11 protein-coding genes are annotated in these 20,868 nt (G+C 48.7%); 4 read left to right on the forward strand and 7 right to left on the reverse strand.

What is annotated here, in order from left to right:
• Positions 1 to 4 precede the first annotated feature (4 nt).
• Entirely contained in the window at positions 5 to 1,180 is a 1,176-nt protein-coding gene (locus ACX0G9_RS05070) for a Wzz/FepE/Etk N-terminal domain-containing protein (RefSeq protein WP_459063773.1), read from the forward strand.
• Positions 1,181 to 1,213: 33 nt separating this feature from the next.
• On the opposite strand, the gene ACX0G9_RS05075 is transcribed toward ACX0G9_RS05070, so the two are convergent.
• The 3 genes from ACX0G9_RS05075 to ACX0G9_RS05085 are packed head-to-tail and all read right to left on the reverse strand — an operon-like array spanning position 1,214 to position 9,459.
• Positions 1,214 to 4,501, reverse strand: coding sequence for a glycosyl hydrolase (locus ACX0G9_RS05075; protein ID WP_459063774.1), 3,288 nt, complete (start codon positions 4,499 to 4,501; stop codon positions 1,214 to 1,216).
• 10 nt (positions 4,502 to 4,511) lie between these two features.
• Positions 4,512 to 6,236, reverse strand: a complete 1,725-nt coding sequence (locus ACX0G9_RS05080; protein ID WP_459063775.1) for a RagB/SusD family nutrient uptake outer membrane protein — start codon at positions 6,234 to 6,236, stop codon at positions 4,512 to 4,514.
• A gap of 40 nt (positions 6,237 to 6,276) precedes the next feature.
• Positions 6,277 to 9,459 (reverse strand): SusC/RagA family TonB-linked outer membrane protein, encoded by a 3,183-nt coding sequence (locus ACX0G9_RS05085; RefSeq protein ID WP_459063776.1) that lies wholly within the window; start codon positions 9,457 to 9,459, stop codon positions 6,277 to 6,279.
• A 456-nt stretch (positions 9,460 to 9,915) separates the two neighbouring features.
• On the opposite strand from ACX0G9_RS05085, the gene ACX0G9_RS05090 reads away from it, so the two are divergent.
• Both ACX0G9_RS05090 and ACX0G9_RS05095 read left to right on the forward strand, forming a co-directional pair.
• Positions 9,916 to 11,238 carry an amylo-alpha-1,6-glucosidase gene (locus tag ACX0G9_RS05090; RefSeq protein ID WP_459063777.1) on the forward strand — a complete coding sequence of 441 codons (1,323 nt, stop codon included), beginning with the start codon at positions 9,916 to 9,918 and terminating at the stop codon, positions 11,236 to 11,238.
• Between the two features lie 68 nt (positions 11,239 to 11,306).
• On the forward strand, positions 11,307 to 13,121 hold the full coding sequence (locus tag ACX0G9_RS05095; RefSeq protein ID WP_459063778.1) for an alpha-L-rhamnosidase-related protein: 1,815 nt from the start codon (positions 11,307 to 11,309) through the stop codon (positions 13,119 to 13,121).
• A gap of 22 nt (positions 13,122 to 13,143) precedes the next feature.
• Here the strand turns inward: ACX0G9_RS05095 and ACX0G9_RS05100 are convergent, their stop codons facing one another.
• Positions 13,144 to 14,439 carry a carboxypeptidase-like regulatory domain-containing protein gene (locus ACX0G9_RS05100; RefSeq protein WP_459063779.1) on the reverse strand — a complete coding sequence of 432 codons (1,296 nt, stop codon included), beginning with the start codon at positions 14,437 to 14,439 and terminating at the stop codon, positions 13,144 to 13,146.
• 234 nt (positions 14,440 to 14,673) lie between these two features.
• On the opposite strand from ACX0G9_RS05100, the gene ACX0G9_RS05105 reads away from it, so the two are divergent.
• A complete protein-coding gene (locus ACX0G9_RS05105; RefSeq protein ID WP_459063780.1) occupies positions 14,674 to 17,019 on the forward strand; it encodes an ABC transporter permease in 2,346 nt (781 codons plus the stop codon).
• A 32-nt stretch (positions 17,020 to 17,051) separates the two neighbouring features.
• On the opposite strand, the gene ACX0G9_RS05110 is transcribed toward ACX0G9_RS05105, so the two are convergent.
• Genes ACX0G9_RS05110 through ACX0G9_RS05120 form a run of 3 tightly spaced genes read right to left on the reverse strand, consistent with a single transcriptional unit; the run spans position 17,052 to position 20,865 of the window.
• Positions 17,052 to 18,419, reverse strand: a complete 1,368-nt coding sequence (locus tag ACX0G9_RS05110; protein ID WP_459063781.1) for a DUF4302 domain-containing protein — start codon at positions 18,417 to 18,419, stop codon at positions 17,052 to 17,054.
• A 20-nt stretch (positions 18,420 to 18,439) separates the two neighbouring features.
• Positions 18,440 to 19,339 (reverse strand): putative zinc-binding metallopeptidase, encoded by a 900-nt coding sequence (locus ACX0G9_RS05115; protein WP_459063782.1) that lies wholly within the window; start codon positions 19,337 to 19,339, stop codon positions 18,440 to 18,442.
• 59 nt (positions 19,340 to 19,398) lie between these two features.
• On the reverse strand, positions 19,399 to 20,865 hold the full coding sequence (locus ACX0G9_RS05120) for a RagB/SusD family nutrient uptake outer membrane protein (RefSeq protein WP_459063783.1): 1,467 nt from the start codon (positions 20,863 to 20,865) through the stop codon (positions 19,399 to 19,401).
• Positions 20,866 to 20,868 lie beyond the last annotated feature (3 nt).

Raw genomic sequence — 20,868 nt, forward strand, 5'->3', positions numbered from 1 at the left:
ACCAATGACGGTTGTTTCTCCAGATCCGGATGCATCCAGAATATTTGATGAGTTTTCTCCCAGGCGTTTTATCCTCCTGATCAGAAAGGGGGGGAGGCATCTCCTTTCCCGGTGGAAAATAATTTTGGCAGTGGCTATCCTTACAAGTATCGGAGGCGGGATATACAGTTTTTTTAAAAAACCGCTCTATAGCGCGGAGATCACTTTTGCCCTGGATGAAGAAGCAACCCAAAGCCCTGCCAGGAGCGGATTGTCAGTATTAAGCGAACAGTTGGGGATAGGACCCACCCCGGATGCCGGTGGGGTATTCAGCAGCATGACCAATATTGTCGAATTAATGCAATCCCGGTTGTTGGTGGAAAAAACGCTGCGCAGATCTGTTGACGTAAATGGGCATCGTCTGATCCTCGCCAATTTTTTCCTGGATTCATTGGACTTCCGCGAAAAATGGTTGAAGGAATTTAAAGGCAAACCTTATTTCCATCAAACCTTTCTGCCAGCTAATTCGTCTGATCCGGCTGATCCGGCTGATTCTACTAATCCCTCCAATCCCGCTAATCCCACCAATCCCGTCAATCCTGCTGCTCAGCGAAAAATGCTGATCGAGAACCGTCTCCTGGAGAATATCTACAAAGATCTTACTTCCAGGAGCATTAAAATCGAAAGGAAGGGAAAAGGTACAACGATCCTGTCTGTAATTTGCAGTTCAGAACATGAGTTGTTCTCTAAAAAATTCCTGGAAACCTTACTCGATGAGGTTACAAATTATTATATCGAAACCAAGACCCTCAGGGCCAGGCTTAATTTATCCCTGATCCAAAAAAGAACGGATTCCGTCCGCAATGCTTATAATAACGCATTATCGGGAAGGGCAAGTTTTGGTGATGCGCACAGCAATCCCAGCCGGCAAATTGCCTATGTTTCCCGTGAACGTCTTCAGACGGATATCGATATTCTTCGTGCGAATTATATCGAGCTGGTTAAAAGCATGGAATCGGCCAAAACTTCCCTGATGCGGGAGACTCCCCTGATCCAGTATATCGATCTGCCCGTTCTTCCGTTAACTTCAAAAAAATCGGACCTGATCAGATTTTTGGGTATTTTTTTCCTGGCCGGTGGGTTTTTAGCAGCCGGCATTATCCTTCTCGTTAAGGCATACAGACATATTCTCGCTAATTAATTCCGCTTAACCTTTTTTCGTTATCCCAAAGACTTAATACCTCATGGTCTCCAACTTTACCGGCCCTAATAATCCAGAGGATTCATAAACACTTTTGGAATTATAAATATTGATACTCGTCCAGGTCTTTCGTTGTTCCTCCGGTAATTGGGTATCTCCGATCAACCGGTTCACCCAGGTATTCACCACTTCGATTTCCAGTTTGTTTTCGCCGGTCTTCAGCGCAGGGGTTATGTCTACCCGGTAGGGAGGGGTCCAGGCGCCCCCCACATAAACTCCGTTCACTTTTACTTTCGCCATGGCTTTGACCATGCCCAGGTCGAGAAAAACCGTTTCGCCTTTCCTGGTTACCGTTTCGCCTTTCCCGGTTTTTTGCAGGGTAAAACTTTTCCGGTAAACGGCTGTGCCAGAATAGTTCCGGATATTCTCCTCCGGTCTTTTCGTCCAGTCCACGAGCCGGTCAAAGGCCACCGGTTGAAGAGGACCGCGTTGGGCCGTGTCGAAGGTGACGGACCAGGGACCGGAGATAGCTGTCACCCGCAAGGGTTCAGGGAAATTCAGGGCCAAATTCGGAGCTGATTGCAAGACCTGTGCTGATCTTTCCTTCTTCCCCTTTTCTCCATTTGGACTGTCAACAGTAGTCTTTTCCCCGGTAGTTTCTTTCGACCTGGCCAGTACGATAAAGGCACTTTGATAACCTTCCAGCCGTATAGGAACAGTAGTCGTTCCCCCCTGCTGCACATAACCCGGCAAATCACGAATGGCTCCCGTCACGGCGTCCCATAACTGAATAGCGGTATATTGCGTCCGGAAAGTTGGGGCTATGGAAAGGGCCTTATCCGATTGATTACTCAGGAAATAAATTTCCCGGTCTGCCGTAGTCCGGTGAATAAAAAGCAGAGGTGCATCCCCTGTCGTTCCACAGTCCGCAACCACCTTGACAAGATCGAGGGCAGCCTGCATGTCCAGGCCGTCTATCACCATCCCTTTTCCATATACATGCGTAGTAACTGTCCTCCCATTAATATTGCCCCATAGATCGCCCGCCAGGGATTTTACTTCCTGATCGGCTGCGCCGTAATCCTGCAAGCTGGGGGAGCGTTCAGGTGAAGGCCCTGACAGGATGCCGCCTTCCCTGACGAGGTCACGGATCCTGCGAAGCAGGGCAGGACGCATGGTTTTCAGCGGTGGAAGAACAAGGAGACGATAGGACAATCCATCGGGAAGCACCCATTTTCCGTCTTTTACCGTGAGACGGTTTTCGATAACCTCCGCATTGATATAATCGAAGGAATACCCTTTCGGCAATTCGGGGTCGCGTATACCCGTCATTTTTGGCGCATCCTCCCCGATAAAATAAGCGACATCGGCCACATAGATCCCTTGCTGCAAAAGCATATTACATCGTTTGGTATACTGTGTGAACAGATCCAATTGATGGAACCAGGTATTATGCCGGTTAAATTCATTGCCGAAAGGGGCATTGATCCCGGGAGCCCGATCGTCCGGCTGCTGGATATAAAGATGCAGAAGGGTATTATTGATGCCTTCTGTAAAAAAACGGTCACCCCGTTGTTTCATCATCGCCGGGTAACGGGCAAATGCCTTTCCGCCTGCCGTAAAGGATTCAGCGGAGACTTTGGTTTTACCATAGATATGTGCACTGGAAGAAGCGGCACGATTCTCGATATTGCCTAATTCGCCTTCACTCCAGAATTCTCCGGCTACTTCATCGGACTGACCGCCGTATTGCAGGAACTCGCCAGGGAATCCCCAATGACCATAGTTTTCCAGCCAGGTAGTCAGGCCATGTTGATGGCTCACTTCCCGAAGCCCCCCTACATAATCATAGGATACCCTGTCGGCAATGAAGCGTCGGACGTCCCAGAGGAAACGATCGGAGGCATCTTCACTCCCGACGACTTTACCCGTAAATACCGGCAGGTAGGGCAGGGCATCATAACCATATTGCTGATTGAATTTTTCTATAAATCCATCCGTCCAGTTCTGACCGCCTGTTTCATAACTGTCTTCTACGACGATCTTCCAGGTCTTGCGGTCCTGCGCGGGTATACGTCTTTGTATTTCTCCCAGAAAAGCATTAAAATGTTCCGCAACATGTTCTCTGCTCATTTTATCGACCTCCAGCCCTCTGCCTTCCGGAGTAGCAGGACCATTCGTAACCTTGGTGGGTGTCATACCTGTACGCAGGATCACCCAATCGCCTTCAGGCACCTGCCAATGAAGAACCCCTTCCGTTGACAAAGACGAAGAAATATCGCTTACTCCTTTCGGATCGATCACCAGACCGGGCTCCTTCACTTCCGGTTGGGCCGGCCACTGGTATTCCTTCCAGTAGGGAAGGGGGGTCGGGTACATTTTGCCCAGGGTCTTTTCGATATAATTTTCAACAACCGGCGAGGCCCTTATTTTTAATTTCGTTATACCGCTTCCTTTGGTGCTATGGTGAAAAACGATCCGGAAACTATTTCCTTTGGTAGCAGGCAGAGAAATAGCGCCTGGCCCATAGGGATCGAAGCCGGTATTTAATTCATCATTGCTGCGGTCGATAACAAAATTCCGGATAGTGCGATACTGATTTCCATCCTTTACCTGTATCTCGCCCTCTAATTTCATCCTGTGCTGTCCGGGCCAGATCACCAGGCTCCTGGCTGTAAAAGTGTTTTTCCTTTCGAGTGTCAGGGTAAGATCCCCGCCTTCCGGAAAAATAATGGCTGTAGTATCGAGGCCATCCATAGTATAATCCTTGGGTGCACGAAAAGCAAGCACCCGTACATCCTGGAAATTTTCCGCCGGTTGGACAAGTTGTTGATCGATTTGCCTGGGGCCGGTTACCATCCATTCCGAAGAGCTGAGATAACGCATGGCCTGAGCTGGTTTGATCCAGGGGCCGCCGGACTGGCTCCAGCCGGGGCTATTAAAAATGCCAATTTCAATATGGAGATCCGTTGCCGTTTTCAGCGCCGTATGCATTACTTCCCACCACTCGTCAGAAAATAATTTCACCTTTCCATAGGGTGTTTCCGGAATTCCTATATTCCCGATGAAGGCACGATTGATGCCCACGCTTTTCATCGCCTGCAGATCCTTTATCACCCCTTCGGTGGAAATATTATCCGATATCCAGTACCAGTATACGCTGGTTTGAAGAGAGTCCGGCGGAAGCCGGAATCCTTCAGCCAATTTTATATCGGATACCCGGGTAAAGGAAGTCTGTGCCTGGCTGAACTGAAAGAAGGAAGCCAGCGCAAAAGTGCTGACTCCCTGTAAAAAAAATCGTTGAATGATCGATACTTTCATTTTTGTGGTATCAGGGTTTAAATTCATTCGTGGGGACCGGGAAATAATCCCAGGCTCCTTTAATATATTTACTCGCCGGATTGGCAATGCCGCTTACGATAGTGGGCGATTTAGCCGCCATCTGGTGTAACCGGTCTGCGGCTATCCCCCAGCGGCGCAAGTTTTCATAACGCCAGTCTTCCCCTGCCAGTTCCACGCGGGACTCATGCTGAATGGCTGTCCGCATGTCTGTTTGAGACAAACCCGGGCTGACCATCGGTAAGGTGCCGGTGACGATCGTCTTCTGATAGATTCGTCTCGGGTCGATTGACTGGCTGTTATTGGCCCTGGTCCTTACCTCATTAACATAGGTGGCGGCATCTGCCGTATGGCCTGTTTCGTTCAGGCATTCCGCATAATTGAGGATGGCATCCGAAAAACGCATCCATTTCATATTCAGGTCTTCTCCGAAAAGGCCGGCATTGTTCAGATAGCCCGTTCTTTCCCTGGCATTCCGAAGATATTTATAATTCGGATACCATTGTTGATTTTTCCCTGGCCAGATGGTGCCGGTAAACGCATTGTCCGAACTTTTCAGGTCATAGGAAAGGGAGTTGTTGGAATGATCCACTTTTACATTTTGGATCACCATTCTGCTGGTCGAATTGTGCAGCATGGTATCTCCCTTGGAGGTCACATAAAAGACATCTCCCGGTTCCAGCATGGTATAGGTATATCTTTTATCGATGATTTGGCCACTGCCATCTGTTTCGAATTCATCATAAAGATCGGCGGTATGGCAGTCCCTGCCACCATAACCTTCATACATATCTGGCTGTTCGAAAACCTGGAAAAAATTACCCGGCGCTCCGACCTCCAGGCTGATGCCTGCTCCGGCTGGATAATACATTTCGTTGACTTCAAAAATGGATTCAATACCCTGGTCGTGTTTTTTATCATATACGTTTTGATAATCGGGCAGGAGGTCCAGGTTAAAACCTGCTCTTTTATCCTTGGGAACAAAATCGGCAAGCACATCGGCGGCCTTTTGCCAGTTCTCGGTTTTATTGATCGGATAACCGGCCAGCTGCATATAGGTCCTGGCCAGCATAAACTTAGCGGCTGATTGGCTGAGCCGGCCTTTATTGGCCGCATCCCAGCTGGCAGGCAGGTTGGGGATGGCTTCCGTGAAATCTTTGATCACCTGGGCATATACCTCTTCTGCATTGGCGAATTTAACTGTATAATATTGAGTGATCGGCAAGACATCTGTAATGACAGGGGTGGTTCCCCACCGGGTGGCCACCGTATAATACATCAGTCCCCGGATGGCCTTGAGTTCCGCAGACAGACCGTCCTTGGTGGCCTGTGGAATAGGGGCATCTTTTAGTTTGTCCAGGGAATAATTACACAGATAGATTCCCTGAAAACAATATTTCCAGCCCCACAGGAACTGTACATTATCCGGGCTGAAATTATTCCAGACGGTGAAATCATCCGTGTAATTACGGAGCAGATCGTCCCCGGCGTATTCATTCAGGCCATGGCGGATAAACAAATAGATCGGGCCCAGGTGTACGGTCCGGTTGTAGGCCTGCATAACCGCTCCGGTGCATTGATCCGCCGTCAGATAAAAATTCTTGTCTGTCACGACGGCATAGGGTGCGGAATCCAGGAACGATTTTTTGCAGGAAGTACCTGCCGCCAAAAGCAGTAAAAAAAGAAATACGCGTATCGTATAGGTAAACTGTTTCATTTTTTTTCATTTTATATGTTAACTATCCATCATCGTTATATCAGAACCGGACACTCAGCCCTACGGTAAGGGTTTTTTGTATCGGGTAACGATCTCCATAATCGAGGCCCATGATATAACTCGGGCTGTTGCCCTGGCCGCCTTCATTGACATTCAGACGTACTCCGTTGGCGATCTCGGGGTCATCGCCTTTATATTTGGTAAGGATAAAAAGATTCTCTGCAGAAACATAGATACGCAAACCGGACATGCCTGCGTTTCGAAGAAATTTATCGGGCAGGGTATAGCCGAATTGCAGATTTTTTAACCGGAAATATGAACCGCTTTGTATACTGGTGGTGACAGGCCCTTTTTCGAAATTTCGTTTGGTGCCCCCAGGACTTACTTTCGGATAAATGGCATTGTTGTGCGTCGCTGTCCAGGAATTAGGAGCTACATCCGCCCAGACATTCTGCGGGCCGCCTTCGTCCCAGCCGGACAGGTAGATGTCGCCGATCGAATAGATCTTATTGCCATAGGAGCCTGTCCAAAGGGTTTTGAGATCGAATCCTCCGTAGGATAAATTCAGGTTAAGCGCATAGGTGAATTTTGGATTGGGATCGCCGATCACCGATTTGTCCTTGTCATTGATGATATCATCGTTGTTGAGATCTGCGAATTTAAAATCACCCACCTGTGCAGCAGCCTGCCTTTCATTACCAGACTTATTTTTCAGGTCATCGGTGGTATTGTAAAAACCTTGTACGACATAACCGTAAAAGGCCCCAAGGGGATCCCCTTTTCTCATTTGGATAACGGTCGGTATACGTTCGTCATTTACCTGGATAGGGATATTGTCCGCCAACTTAGCGACTCTTGCCTTATACATCGAGATATTGAATCCAAGATCCAAACCTAATTTACCAATGGTGCTGGTATAACCCGCCGTAATATCCAGGCCCCGGTTATTTATTTCTGCGCCGTTAACCCATTGGGTCACGGGTGAAATGCCATCTGAGGCAGGAATACCTGAATAGAGCGGAAGTGTTTTCTGGTAAAGCACATTTTTGGTATACCGGTAAAAATAATCGATGCTGAGGTGGATCTTATCGTTTAACAGACCAAAATCGGCGCCGATATTCGTGGAACTTGTCGTTTCCCAGGTGAGGGCCGGATTGGCTGCATTGGTGGGGCCATAACCCTGGACAAAGACCTTGCTGGAATTATCGCCACCTGCTCCGCCCAGCACATAACCCCGGTTCGTCGTACCGGCGATCTGCGCTAAATAAGGGAAATCTGCCTGGATCTTTTCATTACCCAGTTGTCCCCAGCTTCCGCGTAATTTCAGATCGCTTAGCAAGCCGCTCTTAAGGCTGTTGAAGAATTTTTCATTGGAGGTATGCCAACCAAGGCCAACGGAAGGAAAAGTTCCCCAGCGTTTATCCGGAGCAAACCGGTAAGAGCCGTCTCTTCTGATACTGGCCTGTAAAAGATATCGGTCGTCATAGTTGTAGTTGACGCGTCCGACATAAGAAGAATAGGCATGCCGGTATGCACTGCCGCCATTGTTCTTGTCCTGTGTCTGGGCATCCAGGACCTGCAGAAAGGGATCGTTGGAAATACCGGTGGAAGCACTGGCGCCGAAATAATTCGACGTCTCTTCTTCGGCTACCGTTCCCGCCGTTATACCGATCGTATGTTTCTGAATGGTCTTTGTATAGCTGAGGAAATTGTTGAAGGTCCAGTGAAAGTATTTTGAATAGTTGTCATTAACCCCTGTCTTGTTCGAATAATCCCTGCTTCCCAGGGAATAAACAGGAGAGAAACTGTGATAATCATTATCGATACGTTCAAATCCGATAGTAGAGGTAAATTTAAGGCCGTTCAGGGGACGGAAAATTTTCCCGAGATCGAGTTCGCCGTTTACATTGCCATAGAGACTCAGCCAATGGTTGGTGCCATTATTCCGTGCAGTCTGGGCAACGGGGTTGTTCAGGATATTGATCGCCTGTGCCACGTCGAAATACTGGTTTAGATCGCGGACCCCTGGATCGAGCGCGGCAATCTCGGCCGGCGTTTTATAGACGGGTACGATAGAGGGAACATTCCTGGCCTGACCGTAAACATTGTTATTATGTCTTTTTTCATTGGAAATGGCCAGGTCTTCGCCCAGTTTGAACCAACTGAATAATTTATGCGTACTGTTCAGCCTTACGGTAAACCGTTCATTATCGGACTGAAGCTGTGTACCCAGGACTTTGGAATAATCCGCACTGGTAAAATAAGTATGATCCTCATTTCCTCCCCGGATGCCCAGGTTGTAATTCTGGGTTTGCCCGGTGCGGGTGATGGCTTTCACCCAATCCGTCTTATAACCCTGACTATACAGATTGGCTAAGGGACCATCTTCCCCTTTTAGTTTTACATAATCAAAAAATTCCTGCGAATTGGCCATCCTGCGGACCCGTCCGTTGGTGGCCGATCCATAATAGGAATCGAAATTGATCTGTCTTTTTCCCGCCCGCCCTTTTTTGGTCGTTATATAAATAACTCCATTGGCGGCGCGGTTCCCGTAAATGGCTGCCGCTGCAGCATCCTTGAAAACCTGTATGGTTTCTATGTCATTTGGATTCAGAAAATTCAAACCGTTGTTCACGGGGATTCCGTCCACTACATAAAGGGGATTGTTATTGCCAAAGGTTCCGACACCCCTGATCCTGATCTTGCCGTTATTGCCCGGCTCTCCGCCGTCCGTGGTCACGGTAAGACCCGCTACCTGGCCCTGCAGCAGTGATTCAGTTCCCTGTACCGGCATTCCTTCCAGCTTTTTTCCGCTAACGGAAGTAATGGCGGAGGTCAGATCGCTTTTTCGCTGGGAACCGTACCCGATAACCACCACTTCGTCCAGTCCTTTTTTGGCAGCCGTAGGCAGACTTATATCTATGGAAGATTGGCTTCCCAGGGTTATTTCTTTGATATTCCCCAGGTAACTGAAGACAAGTACTTCTCCTTTGTTGAGCTGGATGGAATATCTGCCATCGTTATCAGTAGTAGTTCCCCTGCTGGTGCCTTTCACCTGCACGGAAACGCCCGATAGAGGTTTGTTGTCGGTAGCAGATAGAACAGTACCATTGATAGTGGGATGGGTGTCCTGGGCCTGGGAATCAGCATGCCCGGCGAAGATGCAGGAAAAAAGCAGGCATATTCTTATAACAGGGAAATGCCGTAAGAGAATTTTCAACATAACAAGCAATTTGATTGGTTAAAAAATGGTAATCCTTTATTTCAGTATGGACGTTCAATTTTCAGTATGACGCTTCGGCGATTAAAGAATAAAAGTAGAAGGAATAGTTCTGGTCCGTATCCTGTTCTATCCTGTCGTTTTAGCGGGCAAAATACCAGGAATATTGCGGATTGCAGGACCGCCGGATATGCGCATGATCCGATCTAATGCAGATGGGGAGAGGCTATGGCTTGAAATGGGGAACGCCGGTCCGGGAATGGAAAATCATCCCGATTTGCCGGCAAAATGTTACCGGTTGAATAAGAAATGAACTGCCTCGAATAGAAGAATAGTCAAGACGGATAATTCCCCGGAAACTCGTCATGTATACCCTTCAGGATGGAACAAGACGGAACAGGATGAAGCATGACGCTTAATCAGGATCTTCTGTCTAGATTGCCCCAAATAAAACTAACGATGCCCGGATTCCCAAAATGCCTGCCTCCCAGTATTCTGTTCATTCTTCTCGCATGGATATCCATCACTCCCTTGCGAATTTTTGCACAATCCAGTAACCAAAGGCCCGATTCCCGGCAACCGAATAATTTCTACCTGCATGATACGTCCCTGCTAAAGCTGCACCAACAACTTCACGCAGAAGATTCACTGATGGAGAAAGGTATCCAGCTGGATACCGATACCCGGAAAACCTATTTTACCGGGTATGATTACAAAACCTTGTATGACTGGGATCAGTATTTTGAATCCATCGTACAGATCTATATGGGCAAACCGGCCGACCGGATCATCAATGGCATCACCATATTCCTGGATCACCAGAAAGAAAACGGGTTTATTGTCAGATCCGTTCCGGGTAATGAATTTCATGACCGGGAGCATTTGAAACCTTTTCTTTGCCAGATCTCGATCCTCGTGATGGACAAGTATAACCAGGCACAATGGTTGAACGACAATTATTTTAACCGGTTGAAAAAATATCTCGATTACTGGCTCGATCAGATGGACGGAGATGGAAATGGATTGAGCGAGTGGATGAGTTCGCCTCATACGGGGATGGATAATCAGCATGAGCGGGCAGGTTGGTGGGGAGACCGGACCTCTGAAGGCGTCGATCTGAACTGTTACCTGGTAAAGGAAATGCGTGCTTTTGCCGCAATCGCGGAACGCAGGGGGAAAAAAGAACTGGCCGCCGGATACCGGGCCAGGGCGGAGAAAAAGGCCGGGCTCATCCGCACAAAATTATGGGATGAAAAAACAGGTTTTTTTTATGATAACCGTTATAAAACCGACCAAAAGATATGGGTAAAAAGTATTTCCGGGTTTACCCCCCTTTGGGCGGGCATTGCCACCCCGGAGCAGGCGAGACGGATGATCTATGATCAGCTGATGAACCCGGGCGAGTTCTGGAGTCCCTGGCCCGTACCCGCACTGGCCAGATCCGAGCCCGGCTATTCGGAAAAGATGATGGCGAGCGATCTTGGATGCAGCTGGAGGGCGAATACGTGGATCTCTACCAATTATATGCTCTTCCATGGCCTGAAATATTATGGTTATAATGACCTGGCCTCCCTGTTGGCGCAGAAAACCGAAGACCTCATTCAACATGCCGGCAACCGTGAATATTATCATTCCGAATCAGGCACCGGCACGGGCCTGAATCCATTCTGGGGCTGGAGCCTCCTGGGCCATTTTTTTAATTACGAAGACCGGAATAGGGACGATATCACGCGTTTCACAGGAGATGGAATCGTAATTTCGAAACAGCAACCGAAGGAATAACTGAAGCAGTAACCTAAGCAGTAACCGAATTTCAACCATAACAGAATCTCAAGCGTAAAATAATGTGTATGGCTCTACGAACATCAAAGACCGGGTATTTGATCAATTTCTTTCTTGTCCCGGCTGCGGCCATTCTTCTTTTGGGCACACTATCACTCCAAGCACAAACACAATCGCAGCTTCCGCCCGTCTTCGATCAGACCCGCATGGCCACGGCGCAAGGCACGCCCACGACAAGGATCTGTTTGTCGCCGACCCGTATTCTTTGGCGTACGGCCGGAGCGGGCAAGGCGATCGTCAATGCGGAACGTTTCCTGCTCCCGGGCAATGGGCAGGCCGATCTGTCGAATAAGGATATGTGTATCCTGAAAAGTACGGCTGCTTTACATCCCGCCTTGCTCTTCGATTTTGGCAAAGAACTGCATGGCGGTCTGCAGCTGGTCACCGGTATGTTCAAATCCGGGAAACCTGTCCGGTTACGGGTACGGTTCGGCGAATCCGTCAGCGAGGCGATGAGCGATATAGGTCCGGTGAAGAATGCCACCAACGACCATGCCATGCGCGACGAGATCGTGCAGGTACCCTGGTTGGGCAAACTGGAGATTGGAAATACCGGTTTTCGTTTCGTCCGCATCGACCTGCTGGATGATAATACCGAACTCCAACTTAAGGAAGTGCGGGCTATTTTCATATACCGGGATATTCCCTATCTGGGATCCTTCCATTCCAGCGACGAAGTCCTGGACAGGATCTGGCTGACGGGAGCATACACCGTGCATCTCAACATGCAGGATTATCTCTGGGATGGCATCAAACGGGACCGGCTGGTATGGGTAGGCGACATGCATCCCGAGACGTCCACGATCTCTGCCGTATTCGGTTATAATGAAGTGGTGCCTCATAGCCTTGACCTGGCCCGCGATATTACTCCCTTACCCCAATATATGAACGGCATGGTAGCCTATTCCATGTGGTGGATCATCATCCAGCGTGATTGGTACATGCATACGGGTAACCTGCCTTATCTGAAGGAGCAAGCCGTATACCTGCGTGGGTTACTCGAACATCTTTCCACGAAGATAGATGCACAAGGAAAAGAAAATCTCGATGACGGTACACGTTTTCTCGACTGGCCCTCCAGTGATAATAAGGCCGCCGTCCATGCAGGTCTGCAAGGGATGCTCATTCTGGCGTTACAGGCAGGAGCGGACCTCAGTAGGACCTTACAGGATGATGCCACGGCAAAGACCTGTGAAATCTCGATCACGAAGCTGAAACAATATGTCCCGGATGCAGTCGGATCCAAACAGGCAGGCGCGTTGCTGGCCCTGTCAGGATTGGTGCCCGCAGACCGGGTGGACCGGGAGATCCTGTCCGTTGGCGGGGTTAAAAATTATTCAACCTTCTTCGGCTATTATATGCTACATGCCAAGGCTCTTGCTGCTGACTACCAGGGTGCCATAAATGATATCCGTACTTATTGGGGAGCCATGCTGAAGATGGGGGCAACGACCTTCTGGGAGGATTTTAATATGGATTGGATTCCCGGAGCGCCCCGAATCGACGAACTGCCTGCAGGCTCCCAAAAAGATATCCACGGTGATTACGGCGCCTATTGTTATAAGGGCTTTCGTCACAGCCTTTGTCATGGCTGGGCATCCGGTCCGACCGCCTGGATTACGGAGCATATACTCGGGGTCACGGTCGTCGAACCCGGTTGCCGCGTGCTCCGTATTGTCCCGCACCTGGGTGACCTTAGTTTTGCAGAAGGTAATTTCCCCACGCCGCTGGGAGTGGTTCATATAAAACATATGCGCCAGGCTGATGGAAAAATAACCTCGGCTATCGATGCGCCGCCGGGTATCCGGATTATAAAAGAGTAACGCTGTTTATCAACCAGGTAAATTATTTAATTCCCTTCTCGTTTATGCTTTTGGCGGGGGAGGTGGTAGGGGCCGTCATCGTGAAACGATAATTCCCTGCGCTCAGCCCATTCAACTGAAACGATCCATCCTTATCGGTCGTGACCGTCATCAGGCTCCCTCCGGGATTCTTGCCACCTTTTACTACGATTCCTCCGATGGGCTGCCCTGGACTGGCCACAGCAAACCGGTAGTCACCATCTTCTGCTGCATTAAATTCAAACTCACCCTTACTATTGGTAACAAAAGAGATTGTACCGGCATCGGGATTTTTCCCGCCCATTACAATAATTCCTCCGATAGGATTTCCAGCGACTAGCGCACCACCCTGTACGGCTGATCCGGCGGCATGCAGGCCTTGATTAACTTTCTCTCCAAAAGTGGCACCCTGTGTTTGTTTTCCGTGCATCATACCATTATCCCCTGTTTTGATGATTTTTCCTTTATAATGTCTGGCCCTGCTCTTTCCAAAACCCCAGCTAAAACCTATACTAACGTTGGTAGTAAGATGAGCAGGGTCTTTTGATCCTCCGTCCAGGGACATCTTGCCGGAAGTCAGTTGCATAGGCTCATAGGTATTTTTTTCATTGAAACCGCCGGAGGGCACCAGGAAACTTTTCGTGCTGTTGATCCCGGGACCTGCATTAAGGGCACAAGCTGCATACATACTTAGGTTTTCGGTCAGGTAATAACCAAGCTTTAATTTGGGGATGGTAATAAAACCCGTGCTTTTCTCTTTTGCGGAAGCGGACAAGACCACGGTTTGGCTATTCCCATTAACCATTACCTGGCTGCTTTGCGTAAATCCATCCCTGGTTAAACTAAAATAACCGCCGCTTACAGAAGGTGAAATCGTTAATTTTCCTACAGGAAAATCCGCCTGAAGACCGGCAAAACCAATAAAACCATGACTATTGGACGAACCATTTTGAGTGCCCGCTACATCCAGCTTCCCGTTGTATAATTTATATTTTTCTTGTATGGATGCAGCATCCGGATTTATATTTTTAGCCGTTTGATAAGCTCCGCCGGCAATAATGCCCAGGGCAAACTTGCCGCTGCCTTTAACCGATCCATCCCAACCTTTGCGTAACAACGGAACAAAAATGTCGCCGCTCAATTGGTAACCGTTACCGATCAACGCCTCTTTTTGTAAGGCGGGAGAACCGAAACTTCTTCCTCCTTCAATGGACAGGGTTACTGATTTTTGCGCAGGCTCCTGGGCAAGAACCAGGGTACTTATCAGGGACAACAGAACGGTGGGTAAAGTTTGTTTCATACTTTGGGGGTTTGTTGTGAACAAGTGAATAATGATTGATTCTATGAGTATATCAACCAAACAAGGATTTTGTTACTCCTTCATCGTACACCCCAGTATCACAACCGTACAGTAATCCGAAATGATCATTAGCTATTCTATTGATTTTTAGACCCTTAAATACCTGGCATTTTATTGGCTTTTTAAATAGTGGGTATCGTCAACAGCTTTATTTTTTTTTAAACCTCAATCAAGATGCTAAAGAGCTACTTCAATATGGCCTGGCGGAGCCTCCAAAAGAACAAAATATCCTCGGTCATCAATATCGGAGGCCTGGCTATCGGGCTGGCCACGGGTATTATCATTATGCTGGTGGTGGTGGATGAATTCAGTTACGATAAATTTCATGCCAACCGGGAGGATATCTATATGTTGTTAAAAAATCAGCAACATATGGATGGGGTCTCCACCGGTGAGTCGACGGCGGGGCCTATGGCCGCTACTTTTCGCCTGGAAATCCCGGAAACAAAATATGCGGCCCGTCTGGTTTATACCGGCGACCAACTGGTCAAAACAGGGGAGAAGGTCACTTATGAACCGGTTATGTATGCCGATCCGGATCTGTTTAAAATGATGAGTTTTCCGGTGCTTGAGGGAAATCCGGCTGAGGCGCTCAGGGATGCCCGCTCTGTGGTGATCACGGAACGGACGGCCAAAAAATTGTTCGGGCAAAACCCCCCAATGGGCCAAACGATCGTTTTGAATAATACACAGGTAATGAAGGTGGGTGCAGTAGTGCGTGATGTACCTTCCAACAGCAGCATTCAGTTCGATATGGTTCTTCCTTTCCAGGTCTTTGAACGCGGGAATGACTGGCTTAAAAAATGGGATGACAACCGGATCCAGACCTGGGTTCAATTGAAGCCCTCCGCCAATATCCCGGCATTGAATGCGAAACTGACCAAAATGCTGCAGGAACGGTCGGATGATAAGACCGTTTCCCTGTTTGTCTATCCTTTCACCCGCATGCATCTTTACGGCAGTTTTGAGCACGGAAAACCAAATGGAGGCAGGATAAATATGGTATGGATGTTAGCGCTTCTGGGTATATTCTTATTGCTGATCGCCTGCATTAATTTCATGAACATCTCCACAGCCCGTTGCGAACACCGCGCCCGTGAGGTTGGAGTAAGGAAGGTTCTCGGTGCCTCCCGCAAACGGATCATCTTTCAATTCCTGAGTGAAGCGATGATGATGACCTTCCTGGCCCTGGCCCTGGGAGTCCTGCTCGCGGAAATGATGCTCCCGTTCCTTAACGGGATTTTGGAAAAACCCATACCGTTCGATTTTGGCAACTGGCAATTGTGGATGCTTTTACCGGCAGTAGGTCTTATTACCGGTTTGGTCGCCGGCAGTTATCCCTCCTTATTTTTAAGCCGGTTCAAACCGGCAAAAGTAATCAAGGGCATACAGACCGATATGAGGGGCGCAGCCGGGATCAGGAGATTACTGGTGACCATTCAATTTGTCATTTCAATAGGCTTTATTATTGGAACCATTGTCCTGTATGCCCAGATAAACTTTGTCAAAAACCGGCCGATAGGGTATGAACAGAATAATTTACTGGAAATTAGGGCAGACGATGGACTCGCCGGCAAATTCAACTTATTTAAAGATGAACTGGCTAAAATTCCAGGGGTTAATCATATAACGGCGGGCGCTGATAATATCCTCGGGTTCGGCGGCGGTGTAACCGGGATGGATTGGCCCGGCAAACAGCCTGGCCAGGAACTTTCCATACTAATTACGGAGGTGCAATACAACTGGACAAAGACGATGGGGATTAAGCTGAAAGAAGGAAGGGATTTTGATCCGGTCTTTGGTACAGATACTTCTGCCTGTCTGATCAATGAGACGGCAGTAGCGAAAATGGGGCTAAAGGAACCTGTAATAGGAGCGAAGATCGGGGGCAAACCGGTAATTGGCGTCTTTCAGAATTTCGTATTCAACAATCCCTCAGGGGGGATCGCTCCCATGGCAGTTTATCTTAACACAGGCAGACTAAACCATTTTTATGTAAGCATTCGCAATGACGGGAATTGGCGTCAGACCTATGCAAAAATTGAAAAGACGGTTCATGCCATCAATCCGGATTATCCCGTCAATTTCTCTTTTACCAAAGAAGATTATCAACGCCGGTTCGAGGAATGGTCTTCCTATGGAAAGATGGCCACCCTTTTTGGTTGTTTGGCCATATTCATCTCCTGTCTGGGGTTATTTGGTTTATCCGTTTTCCTGGCCGAAAGACGTAGTAAGGAAATGAGCATTCGCAAAGTGCTGGGTGCAACTATCTGGAACGTGTGGCTTTCCCTTTCCAGGGACTTTTTGAAACCCGTGCTCATCGCCTTACTGGTAGTTATGCCCTTCGCCATCTGGGCCTCACACTATTTTCTTTCCAATATAGTTTATCATGTTCAGATAAGCTGGTGGATGTTTACCCTTGCCGGGGCACTGGCAATTATCATAGCCATAACAACCGTCAGTTACCAGGGTTTTCGTACTGCCCTGGAAAATCCGGCGAATCGATTAAAAGAAGAATGACCCTACCGGAATCAGGATACTGCCTTTGCGTCCTACTGTGGCCAGACCCAGGATATCCAGGCCCTTGCATTCGTGGCGATGACCATGTCATAACTTAATGGCCCGGTTTGAACAAGATAAAAACCGGCCGGATCATATAGTAAAGCATCGGACTTGTCCACCGCTCCTCCCGGAGGAATAGTCCCTACAAAACCCAGTTCGGTAAAGATAATCTTTCCGTTCCCCGTAAAAGTAGGCGGGCTGCCGGCAGCAGTGAAATAATCGTTAGCCACCAGTCTGTTGCCTTTGACATTAATGGGCAGGAATGCATCTGCAGGGTTGGAGAAAAAATCAGGGAAATAGGCATAGTAATAAAAGATACCCGATGTATCGGACAACTTTCTTACCCCATAGGCATCGTCCACACCGTTGACGTGAAACCCTGAAAAGGAGGCCCAGTATAAACCGTTGTCTCTGGCAGTAGTCCACCACCGCTGCGGTACATTGATATCGTTATTTGCCGGGGCTGTGGCTCCAGCCACAGATCCATGTTGTCCGTTGATGCTAACGGAAAGGACGGAGCCAACCGGATCCCAGGTAAGATTATCCAGGCTGTTGATGATCAGACTGCCATTGACAACAGGAGTGATAAGAACAATTCCGGCAGCCGTGGTATAAAAGCTGACTGTTTGAGAAGTGGATTGTCCGCCTGTCGTCCAGGTAAAGGTAATGGTCCTGTCGGCATTGATCCTGATTTCATACACGACTCCGTTGTAGGAAAGCCGTTTGAAGTATTCAAGGATATTCAGCAAACCGCTCATCTGACTTTTCAAAGCGCCGCTCAGATAGGCATCGCGTTGTTGCTGTGTAGCCTTTATCAGGACCCCTGAGGCGCTGTTCAGATTCCCTGTCAACCGGACAGTATCCCCTGCATCTGTGGGCACCGTACTGTCTGCAAAGGAGAATTCGAAATCCGTACCCCAACCATAACCGGTGCCGAAAGGACTCCTCGAAATACTTGGATCGGGGTCGCAGGGGACATGAAGATAACTATAGGTGTCGAAGATCAATGCCGGTCTGGTCAATGCCTTAACCCGGAAACCGGAAGTTTTGGGTGTTGCCGACATCGACGTATCGAAATCGGAAAACATGAGTACATTGTTGCTATCGATAAACTGCATAAAATAGGAGAATACAGCCTTAGGGCCGTTCTGACTGACGCCCTGGTTGAAAGCTACGCCTGTAGTGCTTTCCAGGAAGATCCAGCCATAAGGCGCGCCGGTCAGCTTCTTCTGGTAAGCGGCTAAGGCCGCCGATAGCCGCTGGTCCGGTGTCTGTCCCCCGATCTTATCATTGACCGTTTTGCGGCAGCCTATGCTGATCATCGTCACTGCAAGTATATAGAAGAATAGTCTTTTCATGTTGCTTTGGTTTACACGTGTTATTGCAGGTAATTCACAAATTGGGTACGGCATTTGGCCCGCAACGCATAGAAATCGATATTCCACACCCGTTGAAAATAGTCGACTACAACGGCTTCTTTTGTTTTAATCGTCTGGTAACCGGTGGAATTGGGTCCGCCGGTCTGGGTCAGTAATTGTTCATATTCATCGTATCCGCCGGAAGGTCCGCTCGGCCCGCCGGAAAGCATACTGCTGATCATTTCCACAAAATCTTCATCAGGCGCAGCCTGAGCATAGGACGTAATAAACCCCAATTGCCTGGCATCAGCATCGGATATATTATACCAGTTTCCGGTATAGCCGGTGGAAATTGTCTTGAAAGGAACCGGGTAGGCTACGTTCTGATTCAGAATATGACCGAATTCATGATGCATCGTATGCATCATTTGTTTGAACGTATTGGAGTCGGCCTTGAGACGGCTGAAATTATTCACCTCGTACAGCAGCATGGCCGTTCCGCCTTCGGCCTGACCCAGGAACCGTGCGCCGTTCGGCAGGTATTCCGCACTGCCTGCCATCTCCAGGGCTTTAGGCAGATAACGTCTCAGGAAGGCCGCACTTCCGGTTTGCTGATTGTAAGGGGCGTAGGCCACGTTGAGCAGCGCCTTTAACACCGGAACGACCCTTGCCGCATCGGGTGGGGTGATATCGCTGGGGAAATCCAGCTGGCCCGGCAGCCATTTATAATAAACGGCCACATTGTAGGGAACCGTCAGGCTGTCATTGATGAATTTATCTATGGAATCCTGCTGCCAGGAGTCTCCTCCCAGGCCTACCGGTGGGGTGGTGATCGGCGTGAAAGAATCCTTTTTACAGGATGTCAGACCGGCTAAGGTGCTCAGGCAGATGACCGGAATTATCCTTAAAATCAGTTTCATTATCTCGGTTTTACAAATTGAATGGTTTACCTCAAGTCTTATTGTCATAATATCCAGGATTACCTTGGATTCAGTTCCAGCCCTGCCGCTACGGCTTCCGGCGGCAACTGCAATACCCTCCTTTTATCACCTGGTCCTATCGAATCGATGACCGTTGAAAAGTCGCTGCCGTTATACCGGAGGATCGGGAAACCGAGACGGATATCATCCAACCAGCGGATACCTTCCTGCATATAGGTAAATCGTTTAAAATCCAGGGCGGTTTCGACCAGGGCGATATCGGCGGGTACACCGTAAAAATTGGTAGCCTTTGCGGTTGTCACATTATGCGTCGCCGGGTTGTAATTCTTTATATTCTTGCTCACCCAGGCATTTAAATCTGCCAGGGCGGGCGTATAATTCTGCATCCAGGCATAGGCTTCGGCTCTGTTCATCAGCACTTCTTCCATGCTGAACAAAGGGATCAGCCCGTACCGGATATTTTTTACGGAAGAGCCGACATAATAGGGGCTCCATTTGGGGAAATTGAATACCTGCGGAGTAGCCCCGTAGGTGATGATGCCCAGGTCCCCTCCTGTGACATTGGGTGCAGTGAAGAAATTGAAATTCAGTCCCTGCCCGTACCCAAACCGGTAAGCGGCATAACTGTCAAAATAGGCGCTTTGGGCTTCCTGCAGCAGAATATTGGCATTCTGCGAAGAGGAGACATAGTTGATGCTCAGCTGGGCATATTGCAACGTACCATAGTTGGTGACCTGGTCCCTGATCAGGCTTGCGGGGTTGGCGGTACCGAATACTGCCGTGGCGTGGCTGATCACCATCGGGTAGTTGCGAAGGAACATATAGAACCTGGCCGCGAAAGCATGCGCGGCCTGCTGCGTAAAATGGAATTTAGGGGCGGTCCCGTAAATCTTATCCTGGATAAGCGACAGACCGCGGTTCAGATCATTTTCAATATTCGTGTACACCGACTGTACGGTGCCCCGCTCGTATTTCTGGAATACGGTACTTTGCGGTTGGGTAATATAAGGAATACCGGGGTCGGAAGCAGCAGTTGTCTGATCATAGGGTTTGGCGAACAGGCATACCAGCATAAAATGCGCATAAGCGCGACACACCAGCGCCTCGCCTTTCTGGGCTGCGTAGGCGGCCGAATCCGGCCCGTTGCAATAGGTCAGCGCCAGGTTAGCCGTTGCAATCGCCTTATAACAGGAATCCCAATACGCAATCGGCGAATCGTATCTTACGGTTGTCACATCCTGGAACTGGTAAGCCTGTGAATTGATCTGATAGGATTCCGGATCGGCGGAGTTGGGTGCGCTGCCTTTGTCTTCCGAGTTATCGCTCATGGCCTCCATAAAGGAGATATAGTTGGCATGCGGATAGGCGGAAGTCAGCAATTGCGTGACCTGGTTTGTATTGGTGATGACGGTTCTGTTGTCGGGAAGTTTGTCCAGCTGTTTGTTACAGCTTGTCAGATAAAGAGCCGGACCCCCGAGAAACAGAATGAACACTAATTTTTTCATACT

It is taken from the genome of Flavitalea flava (genome assembly GCF_054461575.1).